This is a genomic window from Cereibacter johrii (assembly GCF_001720585.1).
GTDB lineage: Bacteria > Pseudomonadota > Alphaproteobacteria > Rhodobacterales > Rhodobacteraceae > Cereibacter_A > Cereibacter_A johrii.
This window is the reverse complement of the sequence record NZ_MABH01000248.1, coordinates 48761-73496: the sequence shown is the minus strand read 5'-3', so window position 1 is coordinate 73496 and position 24736 is coordinate 48761. Positions and strand designations below refer to the sequence as shown.

Annotated in this window: 25 protein-coding genes; 12 read left to right on the top strand and 13 right to left on the bottom strand. The window is 69.2% G+C overall.

What is annotated here, in order from left to right; translation table 11 throughout:
* Positions 1 to 92: 92 nt before the first annotated feature.
* Together sugE and A9O63_RS21095 are read right to left on the bottom strand one after the other, a co-directional pair.
* Positions 93 to 407 carry a quaternary ammonium compound efflux SMR transporter SugE gene (sugE, locus tag A9O63_RS21100; protein ID WP_002722607.1) on the bottom strand — a complete coding sequence of 105 codons (315 nt, stop codon included), beginning with the start codon at positions 405 to 407 and terminating at the stop codon, positions 93 to 95.
* Positions 404 to 1363: an acetyl-CoA carboxylase carboxyltransferase subunit alpha gene (locus tag A9O63_RS21095; protein ID WP_002722606.1), complete on the bottom strand. Its 960-nt coding sequence runs from the start codon at positions 1361 to 1363 to the stop codon at positions 404 to 406. The genes sugE and A9O63_RS21095 overlap by 4 nt, the downstream gene beginning before the upstream one ends.
* 220 nt (positions 1364 to 1583) lie before the next feature.
* Between A9O63_RS21095 and A9O63_RS21090 the strand changes: the two genes are divergently transcribed.
* Positions 1584 to 2048, top strand: coding sequence for an AraC family transcriptional regulator (locus A9O63_RS21090; RefSeq protein ID WP_069333634.1), 465 nt, complete (start codon positions 1584 to 1586; stop codon positions 2046 to 2048).
* Between the two features lie 90 nt (positions 2049 to 2138).
* Here A9O63_RS21090 and A9O63_RS21085 read toward each other — a convergent pair whose 3' ends face one another.
* Positions 2139 to 3095, bottom strand: coding sequence for an L-malyl-CoA/beta-methylmalyl-CoA lyase (locus tag A9O63_RS21085; RefSeq protein ID WP_069333622.1), 957 nt, complete (start codon positions 3093 to 3095; stop codon positions 2139 to 2141).
* Positions 3096 to 3362: 267 nt separating this feature from the next.
* Here A9O63_RS21085 and dgcN point away from each other — a divergent pair, with 267 nt between their 5' ends.
* The 3 genes from dgcN (at position 3363) to A9O63_RS21070 (ending at position 6299) form a co-directional block, all read left to right on the top strand.
* The gene (gene dgcN, locus A9O63_RS21080; RefSeq protein ID WP_069333621.1) at positions 3363 to 4364 is read left to right on the top strand and encodes an N-acetyltransferase DgcN; all 1002 of its coding nucleotides are present in this window, start codon (positions 3363 to 3365) and stop codon (positions 4362 to 4364) included.
* 109 nt (positions 4365 to 4473) lie between these two features.
* Positions 4474 to 5436, top strand: a complete 963-nt coding sequence (gene dgcA, locus A9O63_RS21075) for an N-acetyl-D-Glu racemase DgcA (protein WP_069333620.1) — start codon at positions 4474 to 4476, stop codon at positions 5434 to 5436.
* A gap of 2 nt (positions 5437 to 5438) precedes the next feature.
* Positions 5439 to 6299, top strand: a complete 861-nt coding sequence (locus tag A9O63_RS21070) for a D-amino-acid transaminase (RefSeq protein WP_069333619.1) — start codon at positions 5439 to 5441, stop codon at positions 6297 to 6299.
* A gap of 254 nt (positions 6300 to 6553) precedes the next feature.
* Here the strand turns inward: A9O63_RS21070 and A9O63_RS21065 are convergent, their stop codons facing one another.
* Positions 6554 to 7291, bottom strand: coding sequence for an N-formylglutamate amidohydrolase (locus A9O63_RS21065; RefSeq protein WP_069333618.1), 738 nt, complete (start codon positions 7289 to 7291; stop codon positions 6554 to 6556).
* Between the two features lie 140 nt (positions 7292 to 7431).
* Here A9O63_RS21065 and pyk point away from each other — a divergent pair, with 140 nt between their 5' ends.
* The 5 genes from pyk (at position 7432) to A9O63_RS21040 (ending at position 11619) form a co-directional block, all read left to right on the top strand.
* Complete coding sequence (gene pyk, locus A9O63_RS21060; RefSeq protein WP_069333617.1) at positions 7432 to 8877, top strand: pyruvate kinase; 1446 nt, start codon at positions 7432 to 7434, stop codon at positions 8875 to 8877.
* 115 nt (positions 8878 to 8992) lie between these two features.
* Positions 8993 to 9193 carry a 50S ribosomal protein L35 gene (gene rpmI, locus A9O63_RS21055; RefSeq protein WP_002722593.1) on the top strand — a complete coding sequence of 67 codons (201 nt, stop codon included), beginning with the start codon at positions 8993 to 8995 and terminating at the stop codon, positions 9191 to 9193.
* 12 nt (positions 9194 to 9205) lie between these two features.
* A complete protein-coding gene (gene rplT, locus A9O63_RS21050; protein WP_002722591.1) occupies positions 9206 to 9568 on the top strand; it encodes a 50S ribosomal protein L20 in 363 nt (120 codons plus the stop codon).
* A 218-nt stretch (positions 9569 to 9786) separates the two neighbouring features.
* Positions 9787 to 10869 carry a phenylalanine--tRNA ligase subunit alpha gene (gene pheS, locus A9O63_RS21045; RefSeq protein WP_069333616.1) on the top strand — a complete coding sequence of 361 codons (1083 nt, stop codon included), beginning with the start codon at positions 9787 to 9789 and terminating at the stop codon, positions 10867 to 10869.
* A 33-nt stretch (positions 10870 to 10902) separates the two neighbouring features.
* Positions 10903 to 11619 carry a hypothetical protein gene (locus tag A9O63_RS21040; RefSeq protein ID WP_069333615.1) on the top strand — a complete coding sequence of 239 codons (717 nt, stop codon included), beginning with the start codon at positions 10903 to 10905 and terminating at the stop codon, positions 11617 to 11619.
* 43 nt (positions 11620 to 11662) lie between these two features.
* On the opposite strand, the gene A9O63_RS21035 is transcribed toward A9O63_RS21040, so the two are convergent.
* A complete protein-coding gene (locus A9O63_RS21035; RefSeq protein ID WP_069333614.1) occupies positions 11663 to 11884 on the bottom strand; it encodes a hypothetical protein in 222 nt (73 codons plus the stop codon).
* A gap of 125 nt (positions 11885 to 12009) precedes the next feature.
* Here A9O63_RS21035 and pheT point away from each other — a divergent pair, with 125 nt between their 5' ends.
* Positions 12010 to 14427, top strand: coding sequence for a phenylalanine--tRNA ligase subunit beta (gene pheT / locus A9O63_RS21030; protein WP_069333613.1), 2418 nt, complete (start codon positions 12010 to 12012; stop codon positions 14425 to 14427).
* 112 nt (positions 14428 to 14539) lie between these two features.
* On the opposite strand, the gene A9O63_RS21025 is transcribed toward pheT, so the two are convergent.
* Both A9O63_RS21025 and A9O63_RS21020 read right to left on the bottom strand, forming a co-directional pair.
* Complete coding sequence (locus tag A9O63_RS21025) at positions 14540 to 15196, bottom strand: DUF1523 family protein (protein ID WP_069333612.1); 657 nt, start codon at positions 15194 to 15196, stop codon at positions 14540 to 14542.
* Positions 15197 to 15203: 7 nt separating this feature from the next.
* A complete protein-coding gene (locus A9O63_RS21020) occupies positions 15204 to 15473 on the bottom strand; it encodes a hypothetical protein (protein ID WP_069333611.1) in 270 nt (89 codons plus the stop codon).
* 130 nt (positions 15474 to 15603) lie between these two features.
* Here A9O63_RS21020 and A9O63_RS21015 point away from each other — a divergent pair, with 130 nt between their 5' ends.
* Entirely contained in the window at positions 15604 to 16875 is a 1272-nt protein-coding gene (locus A9O63_RS21015; protein ID WP_069333610.1) for an acetylornithine deacetylase/succinyl-diaminopimelate desuccinylase family protein, read from the top strand.
* A gap of 121 nt (positions 16876 to 16996) precedes the next feature.
* Here A9O63_RS21015 and panC read toward each other — a convergent pair whose 3' ends face one another.
* Both panC and panB read right to left on the bottom strand, forming a co-directional pair.
* Positions 16997 to 17836, bottom strand: a complete 840-nt coding sequence (gene panC, locus A9O63_RS21010) for a pantoate--beta-alanine ligase (RefSeq protein ID WP_069333609.1) — start codon at positions 17834 to 17836, stop codon at positions 16997 to 16999.
* Positions 17836 to 18669 (bottom strand): 3-methyl-2-oxobutanoate hydroxymethyltransferase, encoded by an 834-nt coding sequence (gene panB / locus A9O63_RS21005; protein ID WP_069333608.1) that lies wholly within the window; start codon positions 18667 to 18669, stop codon positions 17836 to 17838. Before panB ends, panC begins: the two co-directional genes overlap by 1 nt.
* A 164-nt stretch (positions 18670 to 18833) precedes the next feature.
* Here panB and A9O63_RS21000 point away from each other — a divergent pair, with 164 nt between their 5' ends.
* Entirely contained in the window at positions 18834 to 19175 is a 342-nt protein-coding gene (locus A9O63_RS21000; protein WP_069333607.1) for a cupin domain-containing protein, read from the top strand.
* A gap of 41 nt (positions 19176 to 19216) precedes the next feature.
* On the opposite strand, the gene A9O63_RS20995 is transcribed toward A9O63_RS21000, so the two are convergent.
* The 4 genes from A9O63_RS20995 to A9O63_RS20980 all read right to left on the bottom strand — a co-directional run bounded on the left by A9O63_RS20995 (position 19217) and on the right by A9O63_RS20980 (position 24707).
* Positions 19217 to 19981, bottom strand: coding sequence for a L,D-transpeptidase (locus A9O63_RS20995; protein WP_069333606.1), 765 nt, complete (start codon positions 19979 to 19981; stop codon positions 19217 to 19219).
* A 418-nt stretch (positions 19982 to 20399) separates the two neighbouring features.
* A complete protein-coding gene (locus A9O63_RS20990; protein ID WP_069333605.1) occupies positions 20400 to 22571 on the bottom strand; it encodes an esterase-like activity of phytase family protein in 2172 nt (723 codons plus the stop codon).
* 253 nt (positions 22572 to 22824) lie between these two features.
* Positions 22825 to 24030, bottom strand: a complete 1206-nt coding sequence (locus tag A9O63_RS20985; protein WP_069333604.1) for a M24 family metallopeptidase — start codon at positions 24028 to 24030, stop codon at positions 22825 to 22827.
* Positions 24031 to 24338: 308 nt separating this feature from the next.
* Positions 24339 to 24707 (bottom strand): 2Fe-2S iron-sulfur cluster-binding protein, encoded by a 369-nt coding sequence (locus tag A9O63_RS20980; RefSeq protein ID WP_009563670.1) that lies wholly within the window; start codon positions 24705 to 24707, stop codon positions 24339 to 24341.
* Positions 24708 to 24736: the final 29 nt, after the last annotated feature.

Sequence of the window (24736 nt, the reverse complement as noted above, 5' to 3'; positions counted from 1 at the left end):
CGCTGCTCGGGCGGAGGCTGGCAGGGGAAGATTGAGGGAACCTTGCCGCCGCGCGACCGACTGCCTCGAATGGTCGAGGCCGGCAGCGGACCTCAGGCGAGCTTCAGCGCGATGATGCCCGCGAGGATCAGGCCGATGCCCGCGATCCGCAGGGGCGAGGCAGGCTCGCCGAAAAGCGCCATGGCGAGAAGCGCCGTCCCCACCGCGCCGATGCCCACCCACACCGCATAGGCGGTGCCGACGGGCAGGCTCTTCATGGCGAGGCTCAGCAGCCAGAAACTTGCCACAGCGCCCACGAGCGTGAGAACGCTCGGCACCGGGCGGGTGAATCCGTCGGAATATTTCAGGCCCAGCGCCCAGCCGGTCTCCATGAGACCGGCCACCAGCACGAGGAGCCAGGGCGTCACGCCGCGAGACCCTTCGAGCCCATGTCGAGGAACTTGTTGCGCCGATCCTTCACGAGCCACTCGGGCTTGCGGCCCACCAGCTCCTTCAGCATCATCTCGATGGCCTTGCCCACGGCGTCGACCGTCTCGCGGCGTCCGCGCTGCGCCCCGCCGAGCGGCTCCTTGATGATCCGGTCGATCACGCCGAGCTTGTGGAGATCCTGCGCCGTCAGCCGCAGGGCCTCGGCGGCTTCGCGCATCTTCTCGGCATCCTTCCACAGGATCGAGGCGCAGCCCTCGGGCGAGATCACCGAATAGACGGAATGTTCGAGCATGGCGATCCGGTTCGCCGTGGCCAGCGCCACCGCCCCGCCCGAGCCGCCCTCGCCGATCACCACCGCCACCAGCGGCACGCCGATCTCGAGACATTTCTGCGTGGCGCGCGCGATGGCCTCGGCCTGGCCGCGCTCTTCCGCACCCTTGCCGGGATAGGCGCCGGGCGTGTCCACGAGCGTGATGACCGGAAGGCGGAAGCGGTGCGCCATCTCCATCAGCCGGATGGCCTTGCGATAGCCCTCGGGCCGGGCCATGCCGAAGTTGCGCTCGATCCGGGTCTTGGTGTCGTGGCCCTTCTCCTGCCCGATCACCACCACCGGATTGTCGTTGAACCGCGCGAGCCCGCCCATGATCGCATGGTCGTCGGCGAAGTTCCGGTCGCCCGCGAGCGGCGTATATTCGGTGAAGAGGCCCTCGATATAGTCCTTGCAGTGCGGGCGGTCTGGATGGCGCGCCACCTGGCATTTCCGCCAGGGGGTCAGGTCCTTGTAGAGATCCTTCAGCAGCGTCTCGGCCTTCTTGTCGAGCGCCGACGCTTCCTTCTCGACGTCCATCTCCCTGTTGCCCCGCGCGAGCGCGCGCAACTCCTCGGCCTTGCCCTCGATCTCGGACAGCGGCTTTTCGAATTCGAGATAGTTCATCGCGGACACTCCGTGCGGACCGGCCCGGTATATGCAACCGGGCGCGCGCAAATGCAACATGACGACCGGGCCGCACCGTCGCACCGGACGGTCGCCCCCCCGCGGAAGAGTGCCGCAGCGGCCAGTGCGGCGGCGGGGTCCGGTCAAGATGCCACACGAGCGCCGGAGGAAGAATGGCGCACTATCGGATCATTGTCCGATGAGTTGAGGAGCCATGGCCATGTTCCCCGTGCATATTCGCGAGACATCCCCGCGCCGCCTCGCTGCCCTGCGCCATACGGGCTCTTTCGAGGAGATCGGCGCCACCTTCGGCCAGATCTGCCAGATCCTCGAGGAGCGCAGCCTGCTGTCGCAGGCGGGCTGCATGATCGGCGTCTACTGGGATAACCCCCTGCTCGCGCCTCCGGGCGCGCTGCACAGCCACGCGGGCATCGACGCACCGGAGGGGATGGAGATCGCGCCCCCCCTCGAGGAGCTGCGACTGGCCGGCGGCCGGCACGCCGTCCTGCACTACACCGGCCCCTACAGCGGGCTGGCCCGCGCCTACCGCTACTTCTTTTCCCACTGGCTGCCGGAGGCGCGCGAGATCCAGGCCGAAGGTCCGCTGATCGAGATCTACCGCAACGCGGCCATGGAGACGCCGTCCGACCAGCTGGTGACCGAGATCTGCGTGCCGCTGCTTTGAACACAGCAACGCCCCGGACCTGGGTCCGGGGCGCGCGTCCTCCCGATTTGCTGCGGCTTGCCTCCCAACTTACCGCAGCTCCGGTATGACTCAGGCAGAGATCATTTCTGCCTGCCTTACGATCACTTCTGCCTGTTTGATGGACGCGATGTCAACAAGTCTTCCCTTGTAGACCGTGGCGCCCTCGCCCCGCGCCTTGGCCGCATCCATCGCCGCGAGGATCTCGCGGGCTTCGGTCACGGCCGTCTCGGAGGGGGTGAAGACTTCGTTCGCGAGGGCCACCTGTTTGGGATGTATGGCCCATTTACCCACCATCCCCAGAGTGGCCGAGCGACGGGCCTGCGCGCGGAAACCCTCATCGTCGGAAAAATCGCCGAACGGGCCGTCCACGGGCAGGATCCCGTGGGTCCGGCAGGCCGCCACGATGGCCGCCTGCGCCCAGTGCCACGGGTCAGACCAGTGCTTCTGCCCGTCATGCAACATGTAGTAGTTTTCCTGCGTGCCACCGATACCTGTCGTCTGCATCCCCATCGAGGCCGCGAAATCGGCGGCCCCGAGGCTCATGGCCTGCAGGCGCGGCGAGGAGGCCGCGATTTCCTCGACATGGGCAATACCCGCAGCCGATTCGATGATGACCTCGAAGCTCAGGGGCTTGGTGCGGCCCTTGGCGCGCTCGATGGCCGTGACCAGCGCATCGACCGCATAGACATCCGCCGCGCAGCCGACCTTGGGGATCATGATCTGGTCGAGCCGGTCCCCCGCCTGTTCCAGCAGGTCCACGACATCGCGATACCAGAAGGGCGTATCCAGACCGTTGATGCGGACCGAGAGATACTTGCGGCCCCAGTCGAGCCCGTTGATCGCCTCGATGATGTTCGCGCGGGCCTGCGCCTTGTCGCCGGGCGCGACCGAATCCTCGAGATCGAGGTTGATCACATCCGCCGCCGAGGCTGCCATCTTCTCGAACAGCGCGGGCCGGGAGCCGGGGCCGAACAGCTGGCAGCGGTTCGGACGGGCGGGCGGCGCGGGCTGAAGACGGAAGCTCATGCGGTCTCTCGGCAAGGATGTTTCATCTCTATGGCCGAATTCGGTATAATATTGCGAAGCGGAGCGCAAGCGTCTTTCGCAGGTGCAGAATGACTTGCTACGGCTTGTCATTGGTTGCGCAAGAGGTGGGCGGCGCGAAAAATTCTTCGGCGTTCGGGCCGGGACTGCGAAGATAATTGCGGAAGGCACCCGGAAGCGCGCAGGGATTGCGATGCAATTCCCTAGATTGCCGCGCATGATGCAGGGATCACTTGAAGGAACTTCCCCATGATCGAGACTCCCTACCTGCTCTTCCTCGGCGATGCGCCGGACGCTCTGGCTGCCAAGGTGGCGCAGGGCATCAAGGACTGGCGCCCCGAATTTGCGGTGGGCCAGTTCCGGATGGAAGGGTGCAAGGCCGACATGGGCCTGCCCGACATGACGCTGGCCGAAGCGAAGGCCGCCGGCTGCAAGACGCTGGTGATCGGCGTGGCCAACCGCGGCGGCGTGATCTCGCAGGCCTGGAAGAAGGTGCTGATCTCGGCGCTCGAGGAAGGGTTCGATCTCGCCTCGGGCCTGCACAACCTTCTGCGCGACGAGGAGGATCTCGCCGCCGTCGCCCGCGCCACCGGGCGGACGCTGCATGACGTGCGGGTGCCGACGGTCGACTATCCGATCGCCAACGGCCGCAAGCGTACCGGCAAGCGGATGCTGGCCGTGGGCACCGACTGCTCCATCGGCAAGATGTATACCGCGCTCTGCGTCGACCGCGAGATGCGGGAGCGCGGGCTGAAGAGCAGCTTCCGCGCCACGGGCCAGACCGGCATCCTCATCACCGGCGACGGCGTGCCGCTCGATGCGGTGATCGCGGATTTCATGGCGGGCTCGATCGAACATCTCACGCCCGACAACGATGCCGACCACTGGGACCTGATCGAGGGCCAGGGCTCGCTGTTCCATGTCAGCTATTCGGGCGTCACGCTCGCGCTGATCCATGGCGGGCAGCCCGATGCGCTGGTGATCTGCCACGAGCCCACCCGCAGCCACATGCGCGGCCTGCCCGACTACAAGCTGCCGTCCATCGAGCAGGTGCGCGATGCGGCGCTGGCCATGGCGCGGGTGGCCAATCCCGCCTGCGTGGCCGTGGGCTGCTCGATCAACACCCAGGCGCTGTCGGACGAGGAGGCGCTGGCCTATTGCGCCGAGGTCGAGGCCCGCACCGGCCTGCCGACGGTCGATCCCTTCCGCCATGGCGCCGGCCGTCTGGTCGATGCGCTGATGGCCGTGTAACCTCCGCCCTCCCGGCGCTGCGACCCGGCCGGGCCCGCCCGGCCCGGTTGCAGCGCCCCCTCCTGCGGGCGCGCCCGCAGCCCCGACACCCAAGGCCGGAGGAGCCGCCATGATCACCGTCACCCCCGAGAGCTTCCGGCTCGCCGAAGTCTTCACCATCTCGCGCGGCTCGCGCACCGAATCGCGGGTGCTCACCGTGACGGTGACGCGCGAGGGCCTCAGCGGGCGGGGCGAATGCGTCCCCTATGCGCGCTACGGCGAGACGCTGGAGAGCGTGGCCGACCAGATCGCCACCCTGCCCGAGAACCTGACCCGCGCCGATCTCCAGACCCTGCTGCCCGCGGGCGCCGCGCGGAACGCGGTCGATTGCGCGCTCTGGGATCTCGAGGCCAAGGACAGCGGCAAGCGCGTCTGGCAGCTTCTGGGCCTGCCCGCGCCGCAGCCGCAGGTCACGGCCTTCACCCTCTCTCTCGACGCGCCCGAGAAGATGCGCGCGGCCGCAGCCCGCAACGCGCACCGGCCGCTGCTCAAGATCAAGCTCGGCACGCCCGACGACATGGCCCGGCTCGAGGCCGTCCGCGCGGGCGCGCCCGACACGCGCATCATCGTCGATGCGAACGAGGGCTGGACGGCCGACATCTACACCGAGCTTGCGCCGCATCTGCTGCGCCTCGGCGTGGCGCTGGTCGAGCAGCCGCTGCCTGCGGGGCAGGACGAGCTTCTGGCCGAGATCGCCCGCCCGCTGCCGGTCTGCGCCGACGAGGCCTGCCACGACCGGCACTCGCTGCCCGCGCTGAAGGGCAAGTACGACGTCGTCAACATCAAGCTCGACAAGACCGGCGGGCTGACCGAGGCGCTGGCGCTGCGCGAGGCCGCGCTGGCGGAGGGCTATGGGTTGATGGTGGGCTGCATGGTGGGCAGCTCGCTCGCTATGGCGCCCGCGACGCTCGTCGCGCAGGGTGCGGCTTATGTCGACCTTGACGGACCCCTGCTTCTGGCCGAAGACCGCGAGCAGCCGCTCGTCTTCGACGAGGCCGGCATCCATCCTCCATCCGCCGAACTCTGGGGTTGAACATGAGCCGCACCGTCTATGTGAACGGGGAATATCTCCCCGAGGAAGAAGCCACCGTCTCGATCTTCGACCGGGGCTTTCTCATGGCCGACGGGGTCTATGAGGTGACATCCGTCCTCGGCGGCAAGCTGATCGACTTCCCGGGCCATGCGGCGCGGCTCGAGCGGTCGCTCGCCGAACTCGAGATGACCGCGCCGATGACCGCCGACGACCTCCTCGAGGTGCACCGCGAACTGGTCCGGCGGAACGGGATCGACGAGGGGCTGATCTATCTCCAGATCACCCGCGGCAATCCGGGCGACCGCGACTTCGCCTTCCCGCCCGCGGATACGAAGCCCACGGTCGTCCTCTTCACGCAGGCCAAGCCGGGCCTTGCCGCCAATCCCACGGCCAAGGTCGGCATCAAGGTCATCTCGATCCCGGACATCCGCTGGGGCCGGCGCGACATCAAGACGGTGCAGCTCCTCTATCCGTCCATGGCCAAGATGGCGGCCAAGAAGGCGCATGTGGACGATGCCTGGTTCGTCGAGGACGGGCTCGTGACCGAGGGCACCTCGAACAACGCCTATATCGTGAAGGGCGGCAAGATCATCACCCGCGACCTCTCGAACGACATCCTGCACGGCATCACCCGCGCGGCCGTCGTCCGCTTTGCCCGCGAAGCGCAGATGGAGGTCGAAGAGCGCCCCTTCACCATCGAGGAAGCGCAGGGCGCCGACGAGGCCTTCTTCACCTCGGCCTCGGCCTTCGTGATGCCGGTGATCGAGATCGACGGCAAGGCGGTGGGCACCGGCGCCCCCGGCCCCGTCGCCGCCCGCCTGCGCGAGATCTACCTCGACGAAAGCCTGAAGGCCGCCGTCTGAGGCATCCCTTCCCGGAGGAAACGGGCGGCCGCAGGGCCGCCCTTTTTTCTTTCCTGAGTGCCGTCCCGCAGGAACCTCAGGCCCTCGCACCAACCGCGCCCGCACCGGAGCGTCCGAGCCGGGTGCCACCGGGGCCCGGCCGGCAACCTGCCCTTCGCCCCAGAAGCCCTCGCGACACGACCTTTCGCTCAGTCGCGCGGGGCTCCGCTGCCGTGCCATGCGCCCTGACGGGCAGCGCCGGGCAGGCCCGGGGCTCAGTCCGGCAGCACCGCCAGCACCTCCTCAAGGATCGGCGCGAGACGCTCGGCCCAGGCCCTCTGCTGCCCCTCCTCGCGGATCAGATCGTGGCGCAGCTCGATCAGCGTGTTCAGCCGGTCGCGCTGCAGCGCATGTCGGTCGATGGAATCCCCCGGCAGATGACCGAGGTAGGGCTGGTTGTCGCCCACGCAGAGATCGGGCTCGGCCTGAAGCCGCGCGATCAGCGCCCGGCTGAAGCGGTCGTTCAGCGGCGAATGGAGGATGCCCACATGCCAGGGTCGCGGGGCGCGTCCCTGCAGCTGCGGCGTGAAGGAATGGATCGCCACGATCACCGTATCGGCCCGCCGCGCCGCCAGCCGCGCCAGCGCCGCGTGATAGGGCCGGTAGAGCGTCCCGAGCCGCCGCTCCACCTCGGCCGCATCGACATGCCGGTTCGCCGGAATGATCGTGCCGTCATAGAGCCGCATCACCAGCGTAGGGTCTTTCTCGCCCCGGTTCGGATCGATCACCAGCCGCGAGAAGGTCGAGAGCACGCAGGGCCCGTCGAGCCGCTCCGCCAGCACCCGCGCCAGCCCCGCAGCCCCCACGTCATAGGCGATGTGGCGGCCCATCTCGGCCGCAGGCAGGCCCAGATCGCCGTCCGCCACCTCGGGCGGCACCCGGTTGGAGGCATGGTCGCAGGTCACGAGCCAGCGCGAGGGGCGGTCCGCTCCCTCGATCTCGAAGGCGGTCATCCGGGTCTCCGTCACATCCCTGTCAGGGGTCCGGTTTAGGACGCATCGAAGAAAAGCGCCAGTTGCCGTGCCGCGGGCTTTGGGCCATAGAGGGACCGGCCCACCACGACATCGATGGAACGACAAGGAAACGAGGCAGGATGAGACGCCTTCGCAATGTAAAGATCGTGGCCACCCTGGGGCCGGCCTCCAACGACTACGCCACCATCCGCGCGCTGTTCGAAGCGGGTGCGGACGTGTTCCGGCTCAACATGAGCCACGGATCGCATGACGACATCCGGGTGCGCCACCAGATGCTGCGCCAGATCGAGGCCGACACCGGGACTCCGGTCTGCATCCTCGCCGACCTGCAGGGGCCGAAGCTCCGCGTCGGCACCTTCGCCAACGGCTCCGAGGAGCTGATCGAGCGCGGCCGCTTCCGGCTCGACCTCGACCCCGCGCCGGGCACCGCCGAGCGCGTGAACCTGCCCCATCCCGAGATCTTCGCGGCGCTCGAGCCGGGATCGTCGCTCCTCGTCAACGACGGCAAGATCCGCCTCGAGGTGGCCGCCTGCGGCCCGGACTTCGCCGACTGCATCGTGACGGTGGGCGGCACGATCTCGAACCGCAAGGGCGTGAACGTGCCCGACGTGGTGCTGCCCCTCGCCGCCCTGTCCGAGAAGGACCGCCGCGACCTCGAATTCGTCTGCGAGCTGGGCGTGGACTGGCTCGCCCTCTCCTTCGTGCAGCGCCCCGAGGATGTGGAAGAGGCGCGCAGCCTCGCCCGCGGCCGGGCGGCGATCCTGTCGAAGATCGAGAAGCCCGCGGCCGTGAAGGCCTATGACGCGATCCTCGCCGTCTCCGACGGGATCATGGTGGCGCGCGGCGACCTCGGGGTCGAACTGCCCGTCCAGGCGGTGCCGCCGATCCAGAAGCGCCTCGTGCGCGGCGCCCGCGCGGCGGCGAAACCCGTGATCGTGGCCACCCAGATGCTCGAGTCGATGATCGACTCGCCCATGCCCACCCGCGCCGAGGTCTCGGACGTGGCGACGGCCATCTACGAGGGCGCCGACGCGGTCATGCTCTCGGCCGAATCCGCCGCGGGCTCCTATCCGATCGAAGCCGTGATGACGATGAACAACACCGCCATCTCGGTCGAGGGCGACCCGGTCTACCGCGACATCATCGAGGCCTCGCGTGCCGCCAAGCGCGCCTCGGTCGCCGATGCCATCGTGGCGGCCGCGCGCGAGATCGCCGAGACGACGCCGATCAAGGCCATCTGCTGCTTCACCCAGACCGGCAAGACCGTCTCGCTGGTGGCGCGCGAGCGGCCGCGCGTGCCGATCCTCGCGCTGACGCCGCTGGTCGAGACCGCGCGGCGTCTCTCGCTCACCTGGGGGACGCACTGCGTCGTCACCGCGCCGCAGGAGCGGTTCAAGGGCGCCGTCATCTGCGCCGCGCGTGCGGCTCTGTCCGACGGGTTCGCGCAGGAGCACGAGCAGATCGCCGTGGTCGCGGGCGTGCCCTTCAACGTGCGCGGCACCACGAACATCCTGCGCGTCGCCCCCTGCGACGAGCGGCTGATCTACAGCGGCGATCCGGAATAGGCTTTCCGCTTGCACCCCGGGCCGCTCCCCGCTATGGGAGCGGCCTTCAAACCCGCACGGCCGGCCGGAGAGGCATGCCGAGTCGTGCTTGACCCACTCGCAAGAGGAGATGGAAATGCCCAAGATGAAGACCAAGTCCGCGGCGAAGAAGCGCTTCAGCTTCACCGCCACCGGCAAGGTGAAGGCCGGCCCCGCCGGCAAGCGCCACGGCATGATCAAACGCTCGACGAAGTTCATCCGCGACGTGACCGGGACCATGATCCTGTCCGACGCGGACGCGAAGATCGTCAAGAAATACATGCCCTACGACCGGTAAGGAGAGCTTCACATGTCCCGCGTCAAGTCCGGCAAGGTCACGCACGCCCGCCACCGCAAGGTCATCAAGCAGGCGAAGGGCTACTACGCCGCCCGCTCCACGAACTTCCGCACCGCGACCCAGGCCGTCGACAAGGCCAACCAGTATGCGACCCGCGACCGCAAGGCCCGCAAGCGCAACTTCCGCGCGCTCTGGATCCAGCGGATCAACGCGGCCGTCCGGCTGTTCGACATCGAGATGACCTACTCGCGCTTCATCAACGGCCTGTCGAAAGCCGGCATCGAGGTGGACCGCAAGGTGCTGGCCGATCTCGCCGTGCACGAGCCGGAAGCCTTCAACGCGATCGCCGCGCAAGCCAAGGCCGCGCTGGCCTGAGGTCTCCGACCGCTTCAGGGCAGGCCCCGCACCCTTCCGGGTGGCGGGGCCTTCTCATGTCCGGGGGCCAGAGACCGCCGGGCCTCCCCCGCCGAGGCAGGCGCGCTTTCCTTCGGGCAGCCCCTGCCCGCCCGGCCGCATGGCTGCGCCGGGCGGCGGCGCTCTGGACAAAGCGGCCCTCTGCCGGTAGCACCCGCTCACCTGCATCGGAGGCTGACATGACCGCGCTCGACACGCTCAGAGGCAAATATATCGAGGCCATCGCCAGCGCCGCCGACGAGGCCGCGCTCGAGGAGGTGCGTCTGGCCGCCCTAGGCAAGAAGGGCGAGATCAGCCTGAAGATGCGCGAACTGGGCCAGATGTCGCCCGAGGAGCGCCAGACCACCGGCGCCGCGCTGAACCGGCTGCGCGACGAGATCGACGCGAGCCTGCGCGCCCGCAAGCAGGGGCTGGCCGATGCGGCGCTCGATGCACGGCTGAAGACCGAATGGCTCGACGTGACGCTGCCCGGCCGGCCGCGGCGGGCGGGCACCATCCATCCGGTGAGCCAGGTCATGGCCGAACTGACCGCGATCTTCGCCGACATGGGCTTCGCCGTGGCGGAAGGCCCGCAGGTCGAGAGCGACTGGTTCAACTTCGACGCGCTGAACATCCCGCCCGAGCATCCGGCCCGGCAGGAGCACGATACCTTCTTCATGGCGCGCGCCGAGGGCGACAACCGCCCGCCGCACGTCCTGCGCACCCATACCTCGCCGGTGCAGATCCGGGCCATGCAGGCGCAGGGCGCGCCGATCCGCGTGATCGCGCCCGGCCGTGTCTATCGCATGGACATGGACCAGACCCACACGCCCATGTTCCATCAGGTCGAGGGTCTGGCCATCGACCGCGACATCTCGATGGCCAACCTCAAATGGGTGCTCGAGGAATTCTGCCGCGCCTTCTTCGAGGTGCCCTCGGTGGAGCTGCGCTTCCGCGCCTCGCACTTCCCCTTCACCGAGCCTTCGGCCGAGGTCGATATCCGCTGCTCGTGGGAGGGGGGCCAGCTCAGGATCGGCGAGGGCGACAGCTGGCTCGAGATTCTCGGCTCGGGCATGGTGCATCCGAAGGTGCTGGCCGCGGCCGGCGTGAACCCCGACGAGTGGCAGGGCTTTGCCTTCGGCATGGGGATCGACCGGATCGCCATGCTGAAATACGGCATCCCGGATCTGCGCGCCTTCTTCGAGAGCGACCTGCGCTGGCTGCGTCACTATGGCTTTGCCGCTCTGGACATGCCCGATCTGGCCGGGGGCCTCTCGCGCTGATACCTTGACCGGATCTTGGTAAAGGGTCCGGTCATGGTTAGCGTGCACAACATCGTCACCATCCAGAACGTCATCGCGGCGACCCTCGTCGTCTGGTATTTCGCCGCGGTCTACTATCTCGAGCTGCGCCGTCAGTTCCGCTATCCCGAATATCCGGCCGCAAGGCTCTATCCGATGTGGCGGAAGCGGTTCCAGCTCTACGGCCAGCTTCAGGCCAATGCGGCCGGCAATGTCACCGAGCGCAGCCCGGAAGCGCAGGAGGTGCTGCAGTCCTTCCTCCGCAAGGTCGAGGTGCGCAGCGCGACGCTGGTGGCCCTCTGGGCCGTGCTGCTCGGGGCGGAGCTCGTGCTCGCCTTTTCGATCCCGACCTGGCAGCCGGGCCGGCTGCTGCTGATCGGGCTCGCCGTCTGCTGCCTGCCCTTCGTGCTGCGGCTGGGCTTCGGCCTGTCGCAGGTGGATCAGATCGCGGCGCATCGCGTGCTGACGAATGCCGCCGACGATGCCACCGCCGCGCGGCGGCTGCAGGACCAGCTGATCGAAGATCTCTACCGCAAGGAGCTGGCCTTCCGCTTCTCGGCGCAGGGCTTCCGCCTGATGCTCATGGTGCTCGCGCTGCTGACGGTGGGCTATCTCTCCACCTACATCGACTGGGCCGCGGTCCGCGCGCAGCTGCCGGAGCTGACGCTGCCGCGCCTCTCGCTGCCCGAGCTGAGCCTGCCCGCCCTGTCGCTGCCGAAGTTCGGCTTCTGAGCCGCGGCTCCGGGCGTCCGCGCCCGGAGCGCCACCCCCTGCCTCAGGGCGCCATGGGAGGAGGCCCCGTCCGCCAGGGACAGGGCCGCGGCCGCACCGGCCGAGGCGTGACCGCACCCGCCGGAGGCGGAGGCGGCGTGATCTGGACGGCTTCGCCCGAGGCGACGAAGGTCAGTCCGAGCGGCGCTATGAAGGCCGCGAGAAGGCAGAGCCGCACAAGCAGGAAGAGGCTGCGGCCCGCCCGGGGGATGAGATCGAGGTTCATGCCTCAGCCTCGCCCGAAAAGCTGGAGAAAGGGTTGACGGCCGCGGCCCGCGCAAGCGCCGCGGCCTTTCCCTTGCCGCCCGTTTGCGCTAAGGCCCGAACCGCAACAATTCCGAGGGGCGCCCGATGAAATTCACCCTGTCCTGGCTGAAGGATCACCTCGAGACCGAGGCCCCGCTCGACGAGATCGTGACCGCGCTGACCGACCTCGGCCATGAGGTCGAGGGGGTGGAGGATCCGGCCAAGGTGCTGGGCGCCTTCCGCATCTGCCGCGTGATCGAGGCCCAGCCGCATCCGAATGCGGACCGGCTGCGGCTCTGCCGCGTGGCGACCTGGCCCAACGGCCCCGACGCGCCCTCCGAGGAGGTGCAGGTGGTCTGCGGCGCGCCCAATGCCCGCACCGGCCTCGTGGGGGTCTTCGCCCCGGTGGGCACCCATGTCCCCGGCACCGGCGTCGATCTCAAGCCCGGCGTGATCCGCGGCGTCGAATCGAACGGGATGCTCTGCTCGGAGCGCGAGCTGATGCTGTCGGACGATCACGACGGGATCATCGACCTGCCCGAGGATGCGCCGATGGGGATGCGCTTCATCGACTACAAGGGCGTGAACGACCCGACGATCGAGGTGAAGATCACGCCGAACCGTCCCGACGGTCTCGGCGTGCGCGGCCTTGCGCGCGATCTGGCGGCCCGCGGCCTCGGCCGGCTGAAGCCCCTGCCCGTCGAGCCGGTGCCGGGCCTCTTCCCTTCGCCGGTTTCGGTGACGATCGAGGCGGCGCTGAAGGAGAAGGGCTGCCCGTTCTTCGCCGGCCGCACCATCCGCGGCGTGAAGAACGGCCCCTCGCCCGCCTGGCTGCAGGCGCGGCTGCGCGCGGTGGGGCTGCGGCCGATTTCCACGCTGGTGGACATCACCAACTATTTCACCATCGGGCTGAACCGGCCGCTCCATGTCTTCGACGTGGCGAAGATCACGGGCGGCCTGCGCGTCCATGCCGCAGAGGGCGGCGAGGAGCTGCTGGCCCTCGACGGCAAGACCTACAAGCTGCGGCCGGGCCAGATGCTGATCTCCGACGATGCGCAGCCGGAGTCGCTCGCGGGCATCATGGGCGGCGAGCTGTCGGGCTGCACCGAGGAGACGACCGACGTCTTCCTCGAGAGCGCCTACTGGGATCCGATCACCATTGCCGCCACGGGGCGCGCGCTGAAGATCGTTTCGGATGCGCGCTACCGCTTCGAGCGCGGCGCGGATCCGGCCTTCACCCTGCCGGGGCTGGAGCTGGCCACCCGGATGATCCTCGATCTCTGCGGCGGCGAGGCCTCGGAAGTGGTGACCGATGGCGCCGTGCCGGACACGTCGCGCGCCTACCGCTTCGATCCCAAGCGCGTGGTGAGCCTCGTCGGCATGGAGATCCCGGAGGCCGAGCAGCGCGCGACGCTCGAGGCGCTGGGCTTCACGCTCGAGGGAGAGATGGCGGTGCCGCCCTCCTGGCGGCCGGACGTGCAGGGCGAGGCGGATCTGGTGGAAGAGATCGCCCGCGTGGCCTCGCTGACGAAGCTGCAGGGCAAGCCCCTGCCCCGCGCGCAGGCGGGCGTGCCGAAGCCGATCCTGACGCCCCTGCAGGTGCGCGAGCAGGCCGCGCGGCGGACGCTGGCGGCGCTCGGCTACAATGAATGCGTGACCTACAGCTTCATCGACGAAGCGTCGGCGAAGCTCTTCGGCGGCGGCTCCGAGGCGGTGCGGGTCGAGAACCCGATCTCCTCCGAGATGACCCACCTGCGCCCCGACCTGCTGCCGGGCCTGCTGCGCGCAGCGGCCCGCAACCAGGCGCGCGGCTTCGCCGACGTGGCGCTCTGCGAGATCGGGCCGGTCTTTGCGGGCGGCGAGCCGGGCGAGCAGCAGCTGCAGGCGACGGGCCTTCTGGTGGGGGCGTCGGCGCCGCGGGATCCGTTCGGCTCGCGCCGTCCGGTCGATGTCTATGACGCCAAGGCCGATGCCGAGGCGGTGCTGGCTGCCGTGGGTGCTCCGGCCAAGATGCAGGTCAGCCGCAAGGTGCCTGGCTGGTGGCATCCCGGCCGCTCGGGCGCCGTGGGCCTCGGGCCGAACCTGCTCGCGACCTTCGGCGAGGTCCATCCGAAGATCCTGCGCGAGATGGATGTGAAGGGGCCCGCGGTGGCCTTCACGATCCTCGTGGCCAATGTCCCGCTGCCGAAGGTCAAGACGCCCACGCGGCCCGCGCTGAAACTGTCGGACCTGCAGGCGGTCGAGCGCGACTTCGCCTTCGTGGTGGATGCCTCGGTCGAGGCGCTGACGCTGGTGAATGCGGCTCAGGGTGCGGACAAGGCGCTGATCGAGAGCGTGCGGGTGTTCGACCAGTTCTCGGGCGAGAAGGCCGAAGCGCAGATGGGGGCGGGCAAGAAATCGCTCGCGCTGACGGTGCGGCTGCAGCCGACGGACCGGACGCTGACCGACAAGGACATTGAGGCCGTGTCGGCGAAGATCGTCGAGAAGGTGGCGAAGGCGACCGGGGCCACGCTCCGCGGCTGAAGCCCCAAGCGCAGAGAAAGGCGCCGGAGTCCGCAGGGACTCCGGCGCCTTTCTCTTTGGGATCCGCCCGGCGGGGATGACCGGGACGGGGCGGCACGTTCCGCTGCCGCGGTCAACTCCGCAGCGAGCGCATCCAGGCCTTGAAGCGGCCCACGCTGGTGCGGGTGCGCTTGCGGGCCAGCCCCGACTCGCGGTCCCAGGCGTCGCCCATGTCCTCGAGGGCCGGGTCGATGGTGCGCTCGCGGAACTGCATCCACATGCCGCGGGCGAGGATGGCGAGCCCGCCCAGCGCCACGAAGAAGAAGATGTTGAACCACGGGATCACGGTGACCTCGGGGCTTGCGACCTCGCGCAGCTTCACCGCGTTCGGGAAGATGGTGAACAGCTGGTTGCGCCAGCCGTAGCGGGTGACCACCACCCATTTCGGTGCGGCCTCGGTCGAGGTGAGGTCGGTCGCCTTCGCCTGGATGTCGAAGCTGTTCACCTTGAAGTAAGGCGGCCAGCCCCAGCCGGTGTCCTCATTGCGATAGACGATGGTCTTGCCGTTCGGGCGCACGGCGTTGATGAACTTGATGTCGCGGTTGCCTGCCGTGGCGGTGTTCGTCCCCGCATCGGGCGAGGCGAAGAAGAAGGTGTTCTCGCCCAGATCCATCCGCTGCGTGTTGGTGCCCACGATCCGCACCACGTCATGACGGGGCAGGGTGTAGTGCAGGAAGGACACCACCAGAAGCGCCGCAACCGCCAGAACCGTCCACTTCAGATAACGCATCACTACCTCACGGGTTATTCAAGGTCCAGAACACGGCCGCAAAGACGATGGCCGGCACGATATACACGAGCAGGATGAGCTTCTTGCGCAGGCTGTGCTCGTAATCCCTCATGCCCGCTTCGATATAGGCGTCGCGCGGGCCGTCGCCATGGCCTTCGTCATATTCGTTCTCCAGCGCCTCGCGGCGGAGGGACCGGGCGTAGATCCGGATGAGCACATAGAGGATCGTGAGCAGCACGAAGCCCACGAGTGCAAGTTTCAGAAATCCGAGGATCATTCTTGCGGTCTCCCTTCCGATGGCGGTCCCGGGGGACCGTTGCGCCGTTCTAGCGCAGGACGCAAAGTCGCGGTATCGGGCACATGGCCGCGCTGTTGCCCTCGGGGCCCGGTCGGGGCAGTCTGGCGGGATGGATGACCGCCGCCTGATCGCCGAAGTCGAGGCCCGCCGCGCCGATCTGGTGGCGCTGACGCAGGATCTCGTGCGCATTCCCACGCTGAACCCGCCAGGGCGGAACTACCGCGCCCTCTGCGACATGCTCGCGGCCCGCCTCGCGCCGCGCTTCGAGGTCGAGCTGGTGCGGGCCCATGGTGCGCCCGGCGATTGCGAGGCCTACCCGCGCTGGAACCTGATCGCGCGGCGGAAGGGCGCGCGGGACGGCGACTGCGTGCATTTCAACTCGCATCACGACGTGGTCGAAGTGGGCCATGGCTGGACGCGCGACCCGTTCGGGGCCGAGGTCGAGGGCGACCGGCTCTACGGTCGCGGTGCCTGCGACATGAAGGGCGGCCTCGCGGCCTCGGTGATCGCGGCCGAGGCCTTCCTCGCCGTCTGCCCGGATTTCGCCGGCAGCATCGAGATCTCGGCCACCGCCGACGAGGAGTCGGGCGGCTTCGGCGGGGTGGCCTATCTGGCCGGGCAGGGTCGTTTCGCGCATGTCCAGCATGTGCTGATCCCCGAGCCCTTGCACAAGGACCGGATCTGTCTCGGCCATCGCGGCGTCTGGTGGGCCGAGGTCGAGACGCAGGGGCGCATCGCCCATGGCTCGATGCCCTTCCTGGGCGACAGCGCGATCCGGCACATGGGCGCGCTTCTGGCCGAGATCGAGGAGCGGCTCTATCCGCTGCTGGCCCGTCGCACCACCGCCATGCCGGTGACGCCCGAGGGGGCGCGGCAATCCACACTCAACATCAACTCGATCCACGGCGGCGAACCCGAGCCCGAGCCGGGCTACACCGGCCTGCCCGCGCCCTGCGTGGCCGACCGCTGCCGCATCGTGATCGACCGCCGCTTCCTGATCGAGGAGGATCTGGACGAGGTGAAGGCCGAGTTGCGCGCCCTGGCCCAACGGCTGGCCGAGGCGCGTCCGGGCTTCGCCTTCGAGATCCGCGACCTGTTCGAGGTGCGCCCCACCCTCACCGACCGCGAAGCGCCGGTGGTACGCTCGACCGCCGCCGCCATCGAGCGCGTTCTGGCGCGGCAGGCGGAATATGTGGTCTCGCCCGGCACCTACGACCAGAAGCACATCGACCGGATCGGCAAGCTGAAGAACTGCATCGCCTATGGGCCCGGGCTGCTGCATCTCGCGCACCAGCCGGACGAATGGGTGGGCATCGCGGACATGCTCGACAGCGCGAAGGTCATGGCGCTGGTGCTGGCGGATCTGCTCGCCCCCCGGTGACGGGCGGGGCGGCGGTGAGCCCGGCAGCCGGAGAAGGCGCCGTGGAAGCGGCCGCCATCGCGGAGGCCGCCCGGAGGCGGAACTCATCGAGGCGCCACCGCCCGGCAGGTCTCCGACGGTCTCAGACGGGAATGTTGTCGATCAGCCGCACGCCATCGAGGGTCGCCGCGGCAAGGAGCCGGCCCCGGCCCTCGAGCCGCTCCATCGGCAGGAGAAGATCGGCCGTGCGAAGCTCGAGATAATCGACCGTCTCGAAGCCCGCGGCCAGCACCGCCGCGCGGGCCTCGGCAAGGGCCTCGGGAACGGCCTGCCCCCCGCGCATCGCCTCGGTGGCGGCCTGCATCGCGCGCACCAGCGCCGGTGCCCGGGCACGCCCCTCCGCCGACAGGCGCCGGTTTCGGGAGGAGAGCGCCAGCCCGTCGGCCTCGCGCACGGTGGCGCAGCCCTCGATCGTGACGGGGATGTTCAGATCGGCCACCAGCCGCTGCACCACCATCAGCTGCTGCCAGTCCTTCTCGCCGAAGAAGGCGCGATCCGCCCGCGTCATGCCGAAGAGCTTGGCGACCACCGTCGCCACCCCGTCGAAATGGCCCGGCCGGTGCGCGCCTTCGAGCGGCTCGCTCACGCCCGAGACCGAGACATTGGTGGCGAAGCCCCGGGGATAGACCTCCTCCGGGCCGGGCGCGAAGACCGCATCGACCCCCACGGAGGCCAGAAGCGCCGCGTCCTGCGCCTCGGTCCGGGGATATTTCTCGAGATCCGCGGGATTGTTGAACTGCCTCGGATTCACGAAGATCGTGACGATCACCCGGTCGCAGGTGGCCCGGGCGCGGCGCGCGAGGCTCAGGTGGCCTTCGTGCAGCGCGCCCATGGTGGGCACGACCCCCACCGTCTCGCCCGCGGCCTTCCAGTCCGAGACCCGGGCGCGGAGCTCGGCCACCGTCCGCAGGATCGGAGGCATCACTGTGCCTTTCCCTTCAGCTCGTCGGCGAAGACATGTTCCGGCGCGGGAAAGCGCCGGGCCCGGACCTCGGACGCATAGGCGGCAATGGCCTCGTCGGCGGCCGCGCCGAGCTCGCCATACCGTTTGACGAACTTCGGGCGGAAGTCGGCGAAGAGCCCCAGCATGTCGTCGAGCACCAGCACCTGCCCGTCGCAATGGGCCGAGGCCCCGATGCCGATGGTGGGGATCGCGATGCGCTGGGTGATGCGCTGCGACAGCCCGTCCGGCACCTTCTCGAGCACGACCGAGAAAGCCCCGGCCTCGGCCACGGCGATGGCATCCTCCATCACCCGCTCGGCATCGGCGCCGCGGCCCTGCACCTTGTAGCCGCCGAGCGCATTCACCGCCTGCGGCGTGAGCCCGATATGGGCCATGACCGGCACGCCGCGCGCGACGAGGAAGCGGATCGTCTCGGCCATGTGCTGGCCGCCCTCGAGCTTCACCGCGGCGCAGCCCGTCTCGGCCATCAGGCGGCGCGCATTGGCGAAGGCCTGCGCGGGGCTCTCCTCGTAGCTGCCGAAGGGCATGTCGACCACCAGCATCGAGCGCGAGGTGCCCCGCGCTACAGCCTGCCCGTGCAGGATCATCATCTCCATGGTCACGCCGACCGTGGTGGGCAGGCCATGAACCACCATGCCGAGGCTGTCGCCCACCAGCGTGAGGTCGCAATGGGCATCCACCAGCCGCGCCATGGGCGTGGTATAGGCGGTCAGGCAGACGATGGGTTCGCCCCCCTTCCGCGCCAGGATGTCGGCCGCCATGACCGGGCGGACGGGACTGTTCACGCTCATAGCTGCTCTCCCCCAGAGGAACCGTCGGGACCGGGTATAAAGGCCAACGGCCCGAAGGACCAGAAGGCAAGTGTCCGTGCGGACGTGGCTTCTTGCCCGGCTGCTTTCTCTTGACTGTGCCGCGGCGGGCCCGATGCTGGCCCCCTGCCCCCGAGGAGAGAGACATGAACCACCTGATCCGCCTGAGCCGCGAGGCCGTCGCCCCCGAGATCGAGCGCCCTTCCCCCGACCGGCTGATCGCAGGCGATCCGGTCCACACGAGCTGGAACCTCGAGGAGCGCGACGGCCTCTTCTGCGGCATCTGGCAATCGACGCCGGGCAAATGGCGCGTGCGCTACGAGGAGTGGGAATATATCCGCATCCTCGAGGGCCACTCGATCCTGACTTCGGCCGCGGGCGAGGCGGTGACGCTGCGGGCGGGCGACAGCTGGATCATCCGCCCCGGCTTCGAGGGCACCTGGGAGGTGATCGAGACGACGGTCAAGGATTACGTCATCCGTCTCTGACCTGCGCGCGCCGGCGGCCCGGCGCGCGCGGCAACGGCGCCTCAGCGCGTCTGGGTCGGCACGCCCGACAGAAGCACGCGCTCCTCCTCGGTCAGCGGCTCGGCCGGGCCCGGCGCGATGCGGCCGTAGCGGTCGTCGTGGAACTGCCCCTCGAGCGCGAGCGACTCGGCCTCGGTGCGGACCTTGACCGGCGTGCCGAGGTTCACGCGACCGTAGAGGTCGATCGCATCCTGGTTGAACAGCCGGATGCAGCCCGCCGAGGTTGCGTGCCCGATGGAGGCATTCTGCACGGTGCCATGAATGCGGAACATCGTGTCCCGCCCGCCACGGTAGAGATAGAGCGCCCGCGCGCCGAGCGGGTTCTCGAGCCCGCCGGGCAGGCCCGCCGCATAGGGCGCATACATCTCGGGCTGGGTGCGGATCATGTTGGCCGTGGGTTGCCACGAGGGCCACTCGCGCTTGCGCTGCACCTTGGCATTGCCGCGGAAGGCGAGACCCGCCCGGCCGACGGCGATGGCGTAGCGCATGGCCCGGCCCTCTTCCGTCACATAATAGAGCCGCCGCGCGAACGTATCGACGACGATGGTGCCGGGCTCCTCGGGGCCGTTGTAGGCCACCTCCTGCCGCACCGTGTCGGGCGTCAGATACCGCATGGGCACCGGCTCGATGAAGAACTCGCCATCCTGGATGCCCGGATAGAGCGGATGCTCCTTCGGCGTCTCGGGGGCCGGCGCCTGCGCGCAGGCGGCGAGGAACGGCAGCAGCGCCATCAGCGCGTATGAGAGAATGCGGCTGGTCACGATCAATCCATCTGGAGGGGCGGGAAATCCGATTGATCGGACATGGCGCGCACGATCCCGTCAAGTCCCCCGGCGCAGGAAGGCCGCAAACGTGGCACGTCGGGTCCACTTCCGACCCGATTCCGGCCCTCGCGCGGGAAAAGGGGCGCGCTTCGGGACGGAAGCGCGGCCTTCTTCCCCGGAGACAGCCCCTCCTGACGGTCGGGCGCCCCGCCTGCCCGACTCAACTTGAGGATGCACGAGGAGCGGCTCGACCGGGGAAGACGGTGCCGGGGCAGCCCGCCGCTCGCGGACCGAAGCACCGCTGCCGCGAGGCGCGGGCCGAGGCCGGGGGCACGCCGCCCGCGCCCCGGACGGGGCGGGACATGCGGGCGTCTCCCGCGCGTCCCGAGGGTGGCCCCCGGCGGACCGGGGGCCGGCAGGTTCATTCCGGAAGCTGATCCACGCTCCAGAACAGGGTCTCGCCCGAGGCATCGTCGGTCCCGTCATTGTCGGTGACGATGTAGCCGGTGCCTGCCGCATCGATGGCGAAGCCTTCGACCTTGTCGAGGACATAGCCGTTCAGCCGCTGAAGATCGGGCACCAGATCGCGGACGACCTCCTTCTTCACCAGCGGCAGCTCCGAGCCGAGCGGCGCGGGCTTCAGCTCCGACAGGGCCACACGGGTCAGACGCTTCGCGGCATCCGCATCGGCCACGCGGTTGTCGCGCTCGATGAGCCAGGCCCAGTCGCCGTGGACGGTCAGCTCCGACAGCCCCATCCAGGCGCCTTCCGCCGGCGCGTCGAGCGGGTAGCGCACGCCGCCCCAGCTTTCCTCCTTGAGGTCGTAGGCCAGAAGCTTCACCTGCCCCTTCGGATCGTCCTTCCATTCGCGCTGCACGGCCATCCAGAGCACATCGCCCACCTTCGCGATCCCCTCGAGGCCGAAGCGGGTCTCGCCCGCCAGAAGCTCGGCCGGCAGCGGGATCTCCTCGTCGATCCGGCCCTTGCCGTCGACATGGTAGATCGCGTGGGGCACGAGCTTGGCGCTGTTGCCCTCGGAGGCGAGCCAGAAGCCGCCCTCGCCGTCGGAGGCGATCCCCTCGAGGTCGAGCTTCTGGGCGGGCTGGCCCATCCGCGTGACCGGGATCGCTTCCGCAATGCGCGCGGGCGTAGCGGTCGCGTCGATCCGGTAGATCGTGGGTGCCATGGAATAGACGCTGTCCGAGACGGCCCAGAGCTGACCCGGCGTCTGGGCGTCGGCGGCAAGCGCCGACAGGGCGCCCCAGCCGATCAGCGAGTCGCTGCCCTCGGAGGTGAGGGTCGGATAGGCCGCAGGGCCTTCGCCCCGCCGGTAGATCATCACATGGGCCGGCGCGCCGCCGTCCTCGCGCAGGTCGGCCTCGTTCGCGGTCACGAGAAGGTCGCGCTCGGGGATGGCCACCACGCCTTCCGGCGAGACGCCCGAGGGCAGGATCTGGAGGAGACGCGGCGCCGCCGGATCGGTCAGATCATAGACCGCCACCACCGAGGCGCGCTCGGAGGCGACGAAGGCCAGAGGCGTGCCGCCGAAGCTCGCCACCTCGACCGACTCCACCTCGACCCCCTTCGACTTCGACCGGTGCTCGGGATAATGGCCGATGGCGGCGATGGCGCGCTCGAGGCTCGCGCCCGCCTCCCAGACCACCTGCCCGTCCCGCGAGAAGATCGTCCAGCCGCGCGCGCCGCCGTTCCAGTCGCCCTCGTTGGCGGTGGCGAGATGGTCGGTGCCGATCCACTTGATCCCGTCGGGCTCGCGCAGACGGGCTTCCTGACTGTCGGTGAAGGAGAAGCGGCCGTCCTTCTTCGTGTCGATCCCTTCGAGATCGACGGTGCCGGCCGGGAAATGGCTGATCGTGCCGTCGGCGGCGGCGATCACCACCTCGTTGTTCTCCTGCAGCGTCACGGCGATGTCGCCGGCCGCGTTGATCGAGACGAACTCCGGCTCGGGATCCTCGGGGGCGATGGCGGCGAGGCCGGTCAGATCGATCCGCTCGAGCGCCGCGCAGTCCGCCCCCGCCTCGGTCAGCGGCAGCTTGACGAGGAAGCCCGCGGGCATCTGCGGCAGCGCGCCGTCGTTCACCTCCTCGTCGCGCTCGTTCTCGATGGCGATGGCGAGGAACGAGCCGTCCGGCGCCTTGGCGACCGAGTCGGGCTGGCCGCCGAGATCGCAGGAGGCCACCTCCTTGCGGCTCTCGAGATCCACGGTCACGAGCTTGCCCGAGGGCGCGGTGTAGCTCTCGGAGGTGTTGACGGCGACATAGGCGCGCGCGCCCGCGATCACGGCGGTGGTGGGCTCTCCGCCCATGGCGATGGTGCCGAGCGGCTTCGGCGCCTCGGGATCGGCGAGGTCGATGAGCCCCACCACGCCCAGCGGGCTGTCGGTGTAGATCAGCGTCATTCCGTCCTCGGACACCGACACGATCTCGGCCGAGGTCGGGCGGCTCATGTCCTCGCCCGCGGCCATGTTGGCGGTCGTGGCGAAGGTCGCGATGCGGTTGAAGCTGGTCTCTGCCAGCACCGGCGCGGCCGCGGCCAGCGCAAGAGCCGAGGTCATCCCGGCGAGTTTCATGGACATGGAGCATCCCTCTTGTCGTTCGGCCGAGGGATGGCGGCTTTGGATGAAGCCCGCATGACGGAAGGGTGACGGTTCTGCGACGCTGCCGGGACCGCTGCGGAGGCCGCTTGCGGCGGCAGGACCGGTGGCGCTTGGCCATGCGCCGTCCCGCCCCCGGTCTGGCCCGCCGCAGCCGGCGATGGAGACGTGATCTTACGGTCGGGCCGCACCGCCTGCGCGCGAGCGGCCCGCCCTGCCCCAGGCGAGAGGCCCCTCAGCCCACCACGTTGAAGCCGGGACCGTAGGGATAGCCCGTGATGTTCTCGGGCCCCTCCTCGGTGATGACGAGGATGTCGTGCTCGCGGTAGCCGCCCGCGCCGGGCTGGCCTTCGCCGAGCGTCAGCATCGGCTCCATCGAGATCACCATGCCGGGCTCGAGCACCGTCTCGATATCCTCGCGCAGCTCGAGCCCCGCCTCGCGGCCGTAGTAATGCGAGAGCAGGCCGAAGGAATGGCCGTAGCCGAAGGTGCGGTAGCGCAGGAGGTCGCGCTCTTCGAGGAAGGCGTTGATCTTCGCCGTCACCTCGGCGCAGGAGGCTCCCGGCTTCAGCAGGGAGATGCCATATTCATGGGCGGCGACATTCGCCTCCCAGATCTTCATGCTGGCTTCGTCCACCTCGCCCAGAAACAGCGTGCGTTCGAGCGCGGTGTAATAGCCCGAGATCATCGGAAAGCAGTTGAGCGAGAGGATGTCGCCACGCCGGAGCGCCCGGTTCGTCACCGGGTTGTGCGCGCCGTCGGTGTTCGGGCCCGACTGAAACCAGACCCAGCTGTCGCGATATTCGGCCTCGGGGAAGCGGGCCGCGATTTCGCGCTCCATCGCGTCGCGCCCCACCATGGCGATCTCGAGCTCGGTTGCGCCCTCGCGGATCGCCTCGCGGATGGCATAGCCGCCCACATCCGCCACCTGCGCGCCGTGGCGGATGAGCGCGATCTCTGCGGGAGACTTCACCATCCGCTGCGCCATCGTGCCGGGGGCGATGTCCATGCCGCGCGTGGGCCTAAGGAAGGCGTTCAGCTTCTCGGCCTGCACCATGGTCAGATGGTCCGCCTCGCAGCCGATGGCCCGGCCCGTGCCGGTGACCTGCGCCACCGTCCGCCAGAAGTTGTCGCGCTGCCAGTCGGTGTAGGTGATGTTGTCGCCCACGCTCCGCCGCCAGGGCTGACCGGCATCGATTCCCGCGCTGACCGTGACGCAGTCCGTGGGGGTGACCACGCAGGCGTAGGGGCGGCCGAACGACAGGTAGAGGAAGCCGGAATAGTAGGCCACATTGTGCATCGAGGTCAGCACGACCGCGTCGAGCGAATGCAGCTCCATCAGGTCGCGCAGGCCCTCGAGCCGGGCCTCGTATTCCTCGGGCGGGAAGGGCAGCGCGGCCTTCTCGCCATTGTGGAAGCGGTAGTTTTCGGGACGTTCCATCTCGGACCTCATCGACTGGGGCCCGCCGAACGGGACCCCTCAGGAGTCCCGGCGTACAGGACGGATGCGGGGTTGCCCGCGCCAGCACCGGAGGCGGACCTCCGCGCGACGACGCCATCGTCGCATGCGCTTTCCTGCCGGTCGTATCCGGCATGTCTGACACGGGCGGAGGCGGCCTCGGAAGGCTCTCCGCCCGGCCCGGGCCCGGAAGGGCCTCGGGGATCCCGTTTCATCCCGCGCCACGGGTTGCCTGTCAAGGGGCGCAGGCCCGCCGCAGACAGGCGCGGCAGGCCCGGCCCCGGTTCGGCTCAGGCGCCGCCGGGTTCGCCGGAGAAGGCCACCGTCACATTCTCGTCGCGCGCGATGAACTGGCAGGCCAGCCGGTAGCGCGGCGGAAGGTCGAGCACCTCCGCATCCTGGATCTCCTGCGCGGTGATCTTGCCCAGTTCGCGCAGCTTGGCCTTCTCCTTCTCGGTGAGCGTGATGCCCTTGCGCAGCGAGGGTTCCTCGTAGGTCACTTCGATGAGGCAGGAGGCGCAGTTGCCGTCCTTGCAGTCGAACGGGATCGGGATCCGGTGCTCCTCGGCGACGGCGAGGATGGTCTTGGTGTCGCCCGCCACGGCATAGACCGTCTTGGGCCCGTGCATGATCGGCGAGGTGAAGGTGATGTTGGCCATGTGCTTGTCCCTTTCTGGACGCCCGTCCC

Coding starts and splice junctions, on each gene's coding strand:
- rplT (WP_002722591.1), top strand. CDS start 9,206: ATGTCCCGCGTCAAGTCCGGCAAGGTCACGCACGCCCGCCACCGCAAG.
- pyk (WP_069333617.1), top strand. CDS start 7,432: ATGAGACGCCTTCGCAATGTAAAGATCGTGGCCACCCTGGGGCCGGCC.
- pheT (WP_069333613.1), top strand. CDS start 12,010: ATGAAATTCACCCTGTCCTGGCTGAAGGATCACCTCGAGACCGAGGCC.
- dgcN (WP_069333621.1), top strand. CDS start 3,363: ATGATCGAGACTCCCTACCTGCTCTTCCTCGGCGATGCGCCGGACGCT.
- A9O63_RS21025 (WP_069333612.1), bottom strand. CDS start 15,196: ATGCGTTATCTGAAGTGGACGGTTCTGGCGGTTGCGGCGCTTCTGGTG.
- pheS (WP_069333616.1), top strand. CDS start 9,787: ATGACCGCGCTCGACACGCTCAGAGGCAAATATATCGAGGCCATCGCC.
- A9O63_RS21070 (WP_069333619.1), top strand. CDS start 5,439: ATGAGCCGCACCGTCTATGTGAACGGGGAATATCTCCCCGAGGAAGAA.
- A9O63_RS21020 (WP_069333611.1), bottom strand. CDS start 15,473: ATGATCCTCGGATTTCTGAAACTTGCACTCGTGGGCTTCGTGCTGCTC.
- A9O63_RS21000 (WP_069333607.1), top strand. CDS start 18,834: ATGAACCACCTGATCCGCCTGAGCCGCGAGGCCGTCGCCCCCGAGATC.
- A9O63_RS21015 (WP_069333610.1), top strand. CDS start 15,604: ATGGATGACCGCCGCCTGATCGCCGAAGTCGAGGCCCGCCGCGCCGAT.
- A9O63_RS21085 (WP_069333622.1), bottom strand. CDS start 3,095: ATGAGCTTCCGTCTTCAGCCCGCGCCGCCCGCCCGTCCGAACCGCTGC.
- A9O63_RS21095 (WP_002722606.1), bottom strand. CDS start 1,363: ATGAACTATCTCGAATTCGAAAAGCCGCTGTCCGAGATCGAGGGCAAG.
- rpmI (WP_002722593.1), top strand. CDS start 8,993: ATGCCCAAGATGAAGACCAAGTCCGCGGCGAAGAAGCGCTTCAGCTTC.
- A9O63_RS21040 (WP_069333615.1), top strand. CDS start 10,903: ATGGTTAGCGTGCACAACATCGTCACCATCCAGAACGTCATCGCGGCG.
- panC (WP_069333609.1), bottom strand. CDS start 17,836: ATGCCTCCGATCCTGCGGACGGTGGCCGAGCTCCGCGCCCGGGTCTCG.
- A9O63_RS20980 (WP_009563670.1), bottom strand. CDS start 24,707: ATGGCCAACATCACCTTCACCTCGCCGATCATGCACGGGCCCAAGACG.
- A9O63_RS21035 (WP_069333614.1), bottom strand. CDS start 11,884: ATGAACCTCGATCTCATCCCCCGGGCGGGCCGCAGCCTCTTCCTGCTT.
- dgcA (WP_069333620.1), top strand. CDS start 4,474: ATGATCACCGTCACCCCCGAGAGCTTCCGGCTCGCCGAAGTCTTCACC.
- A9O63_RS21065 (WP_069333618.1), bottom strand. CDS start 7,291: ATGACCGCCTTCGAGATCGAGGGAGCGGACCGCCCCTCGCGCTGGCTC.
- A9O63_RS20990 (WP_069333605.1), bottom strand. CDS start 22,571: ATGTCCATGAAACTCGCCGGGATGACCTCGGCTCTTGCGCTGGCCGCG.
- A9O63_RS20985 (WP_069333604.1), bottom strand. CDS start 24,030: ATGGAACGTCCCGAAAACTACCGCTTCCACAATGGCGAGAAGGCCGCG.
- A9O63_RS21090 (WP_069333634.1), top strand. CDS start 1,584: ATGTTCCCCGTGCATATTCGCGAGACATCCCCGCGCCGCCTCGCTGCC.
- panB (WP_069333608.1), bottom strand. CDS start 18,669: ATGAGCGTGAACAGTCCCGTCCGCCCGGTCATGGCGGCCGACATCCTG.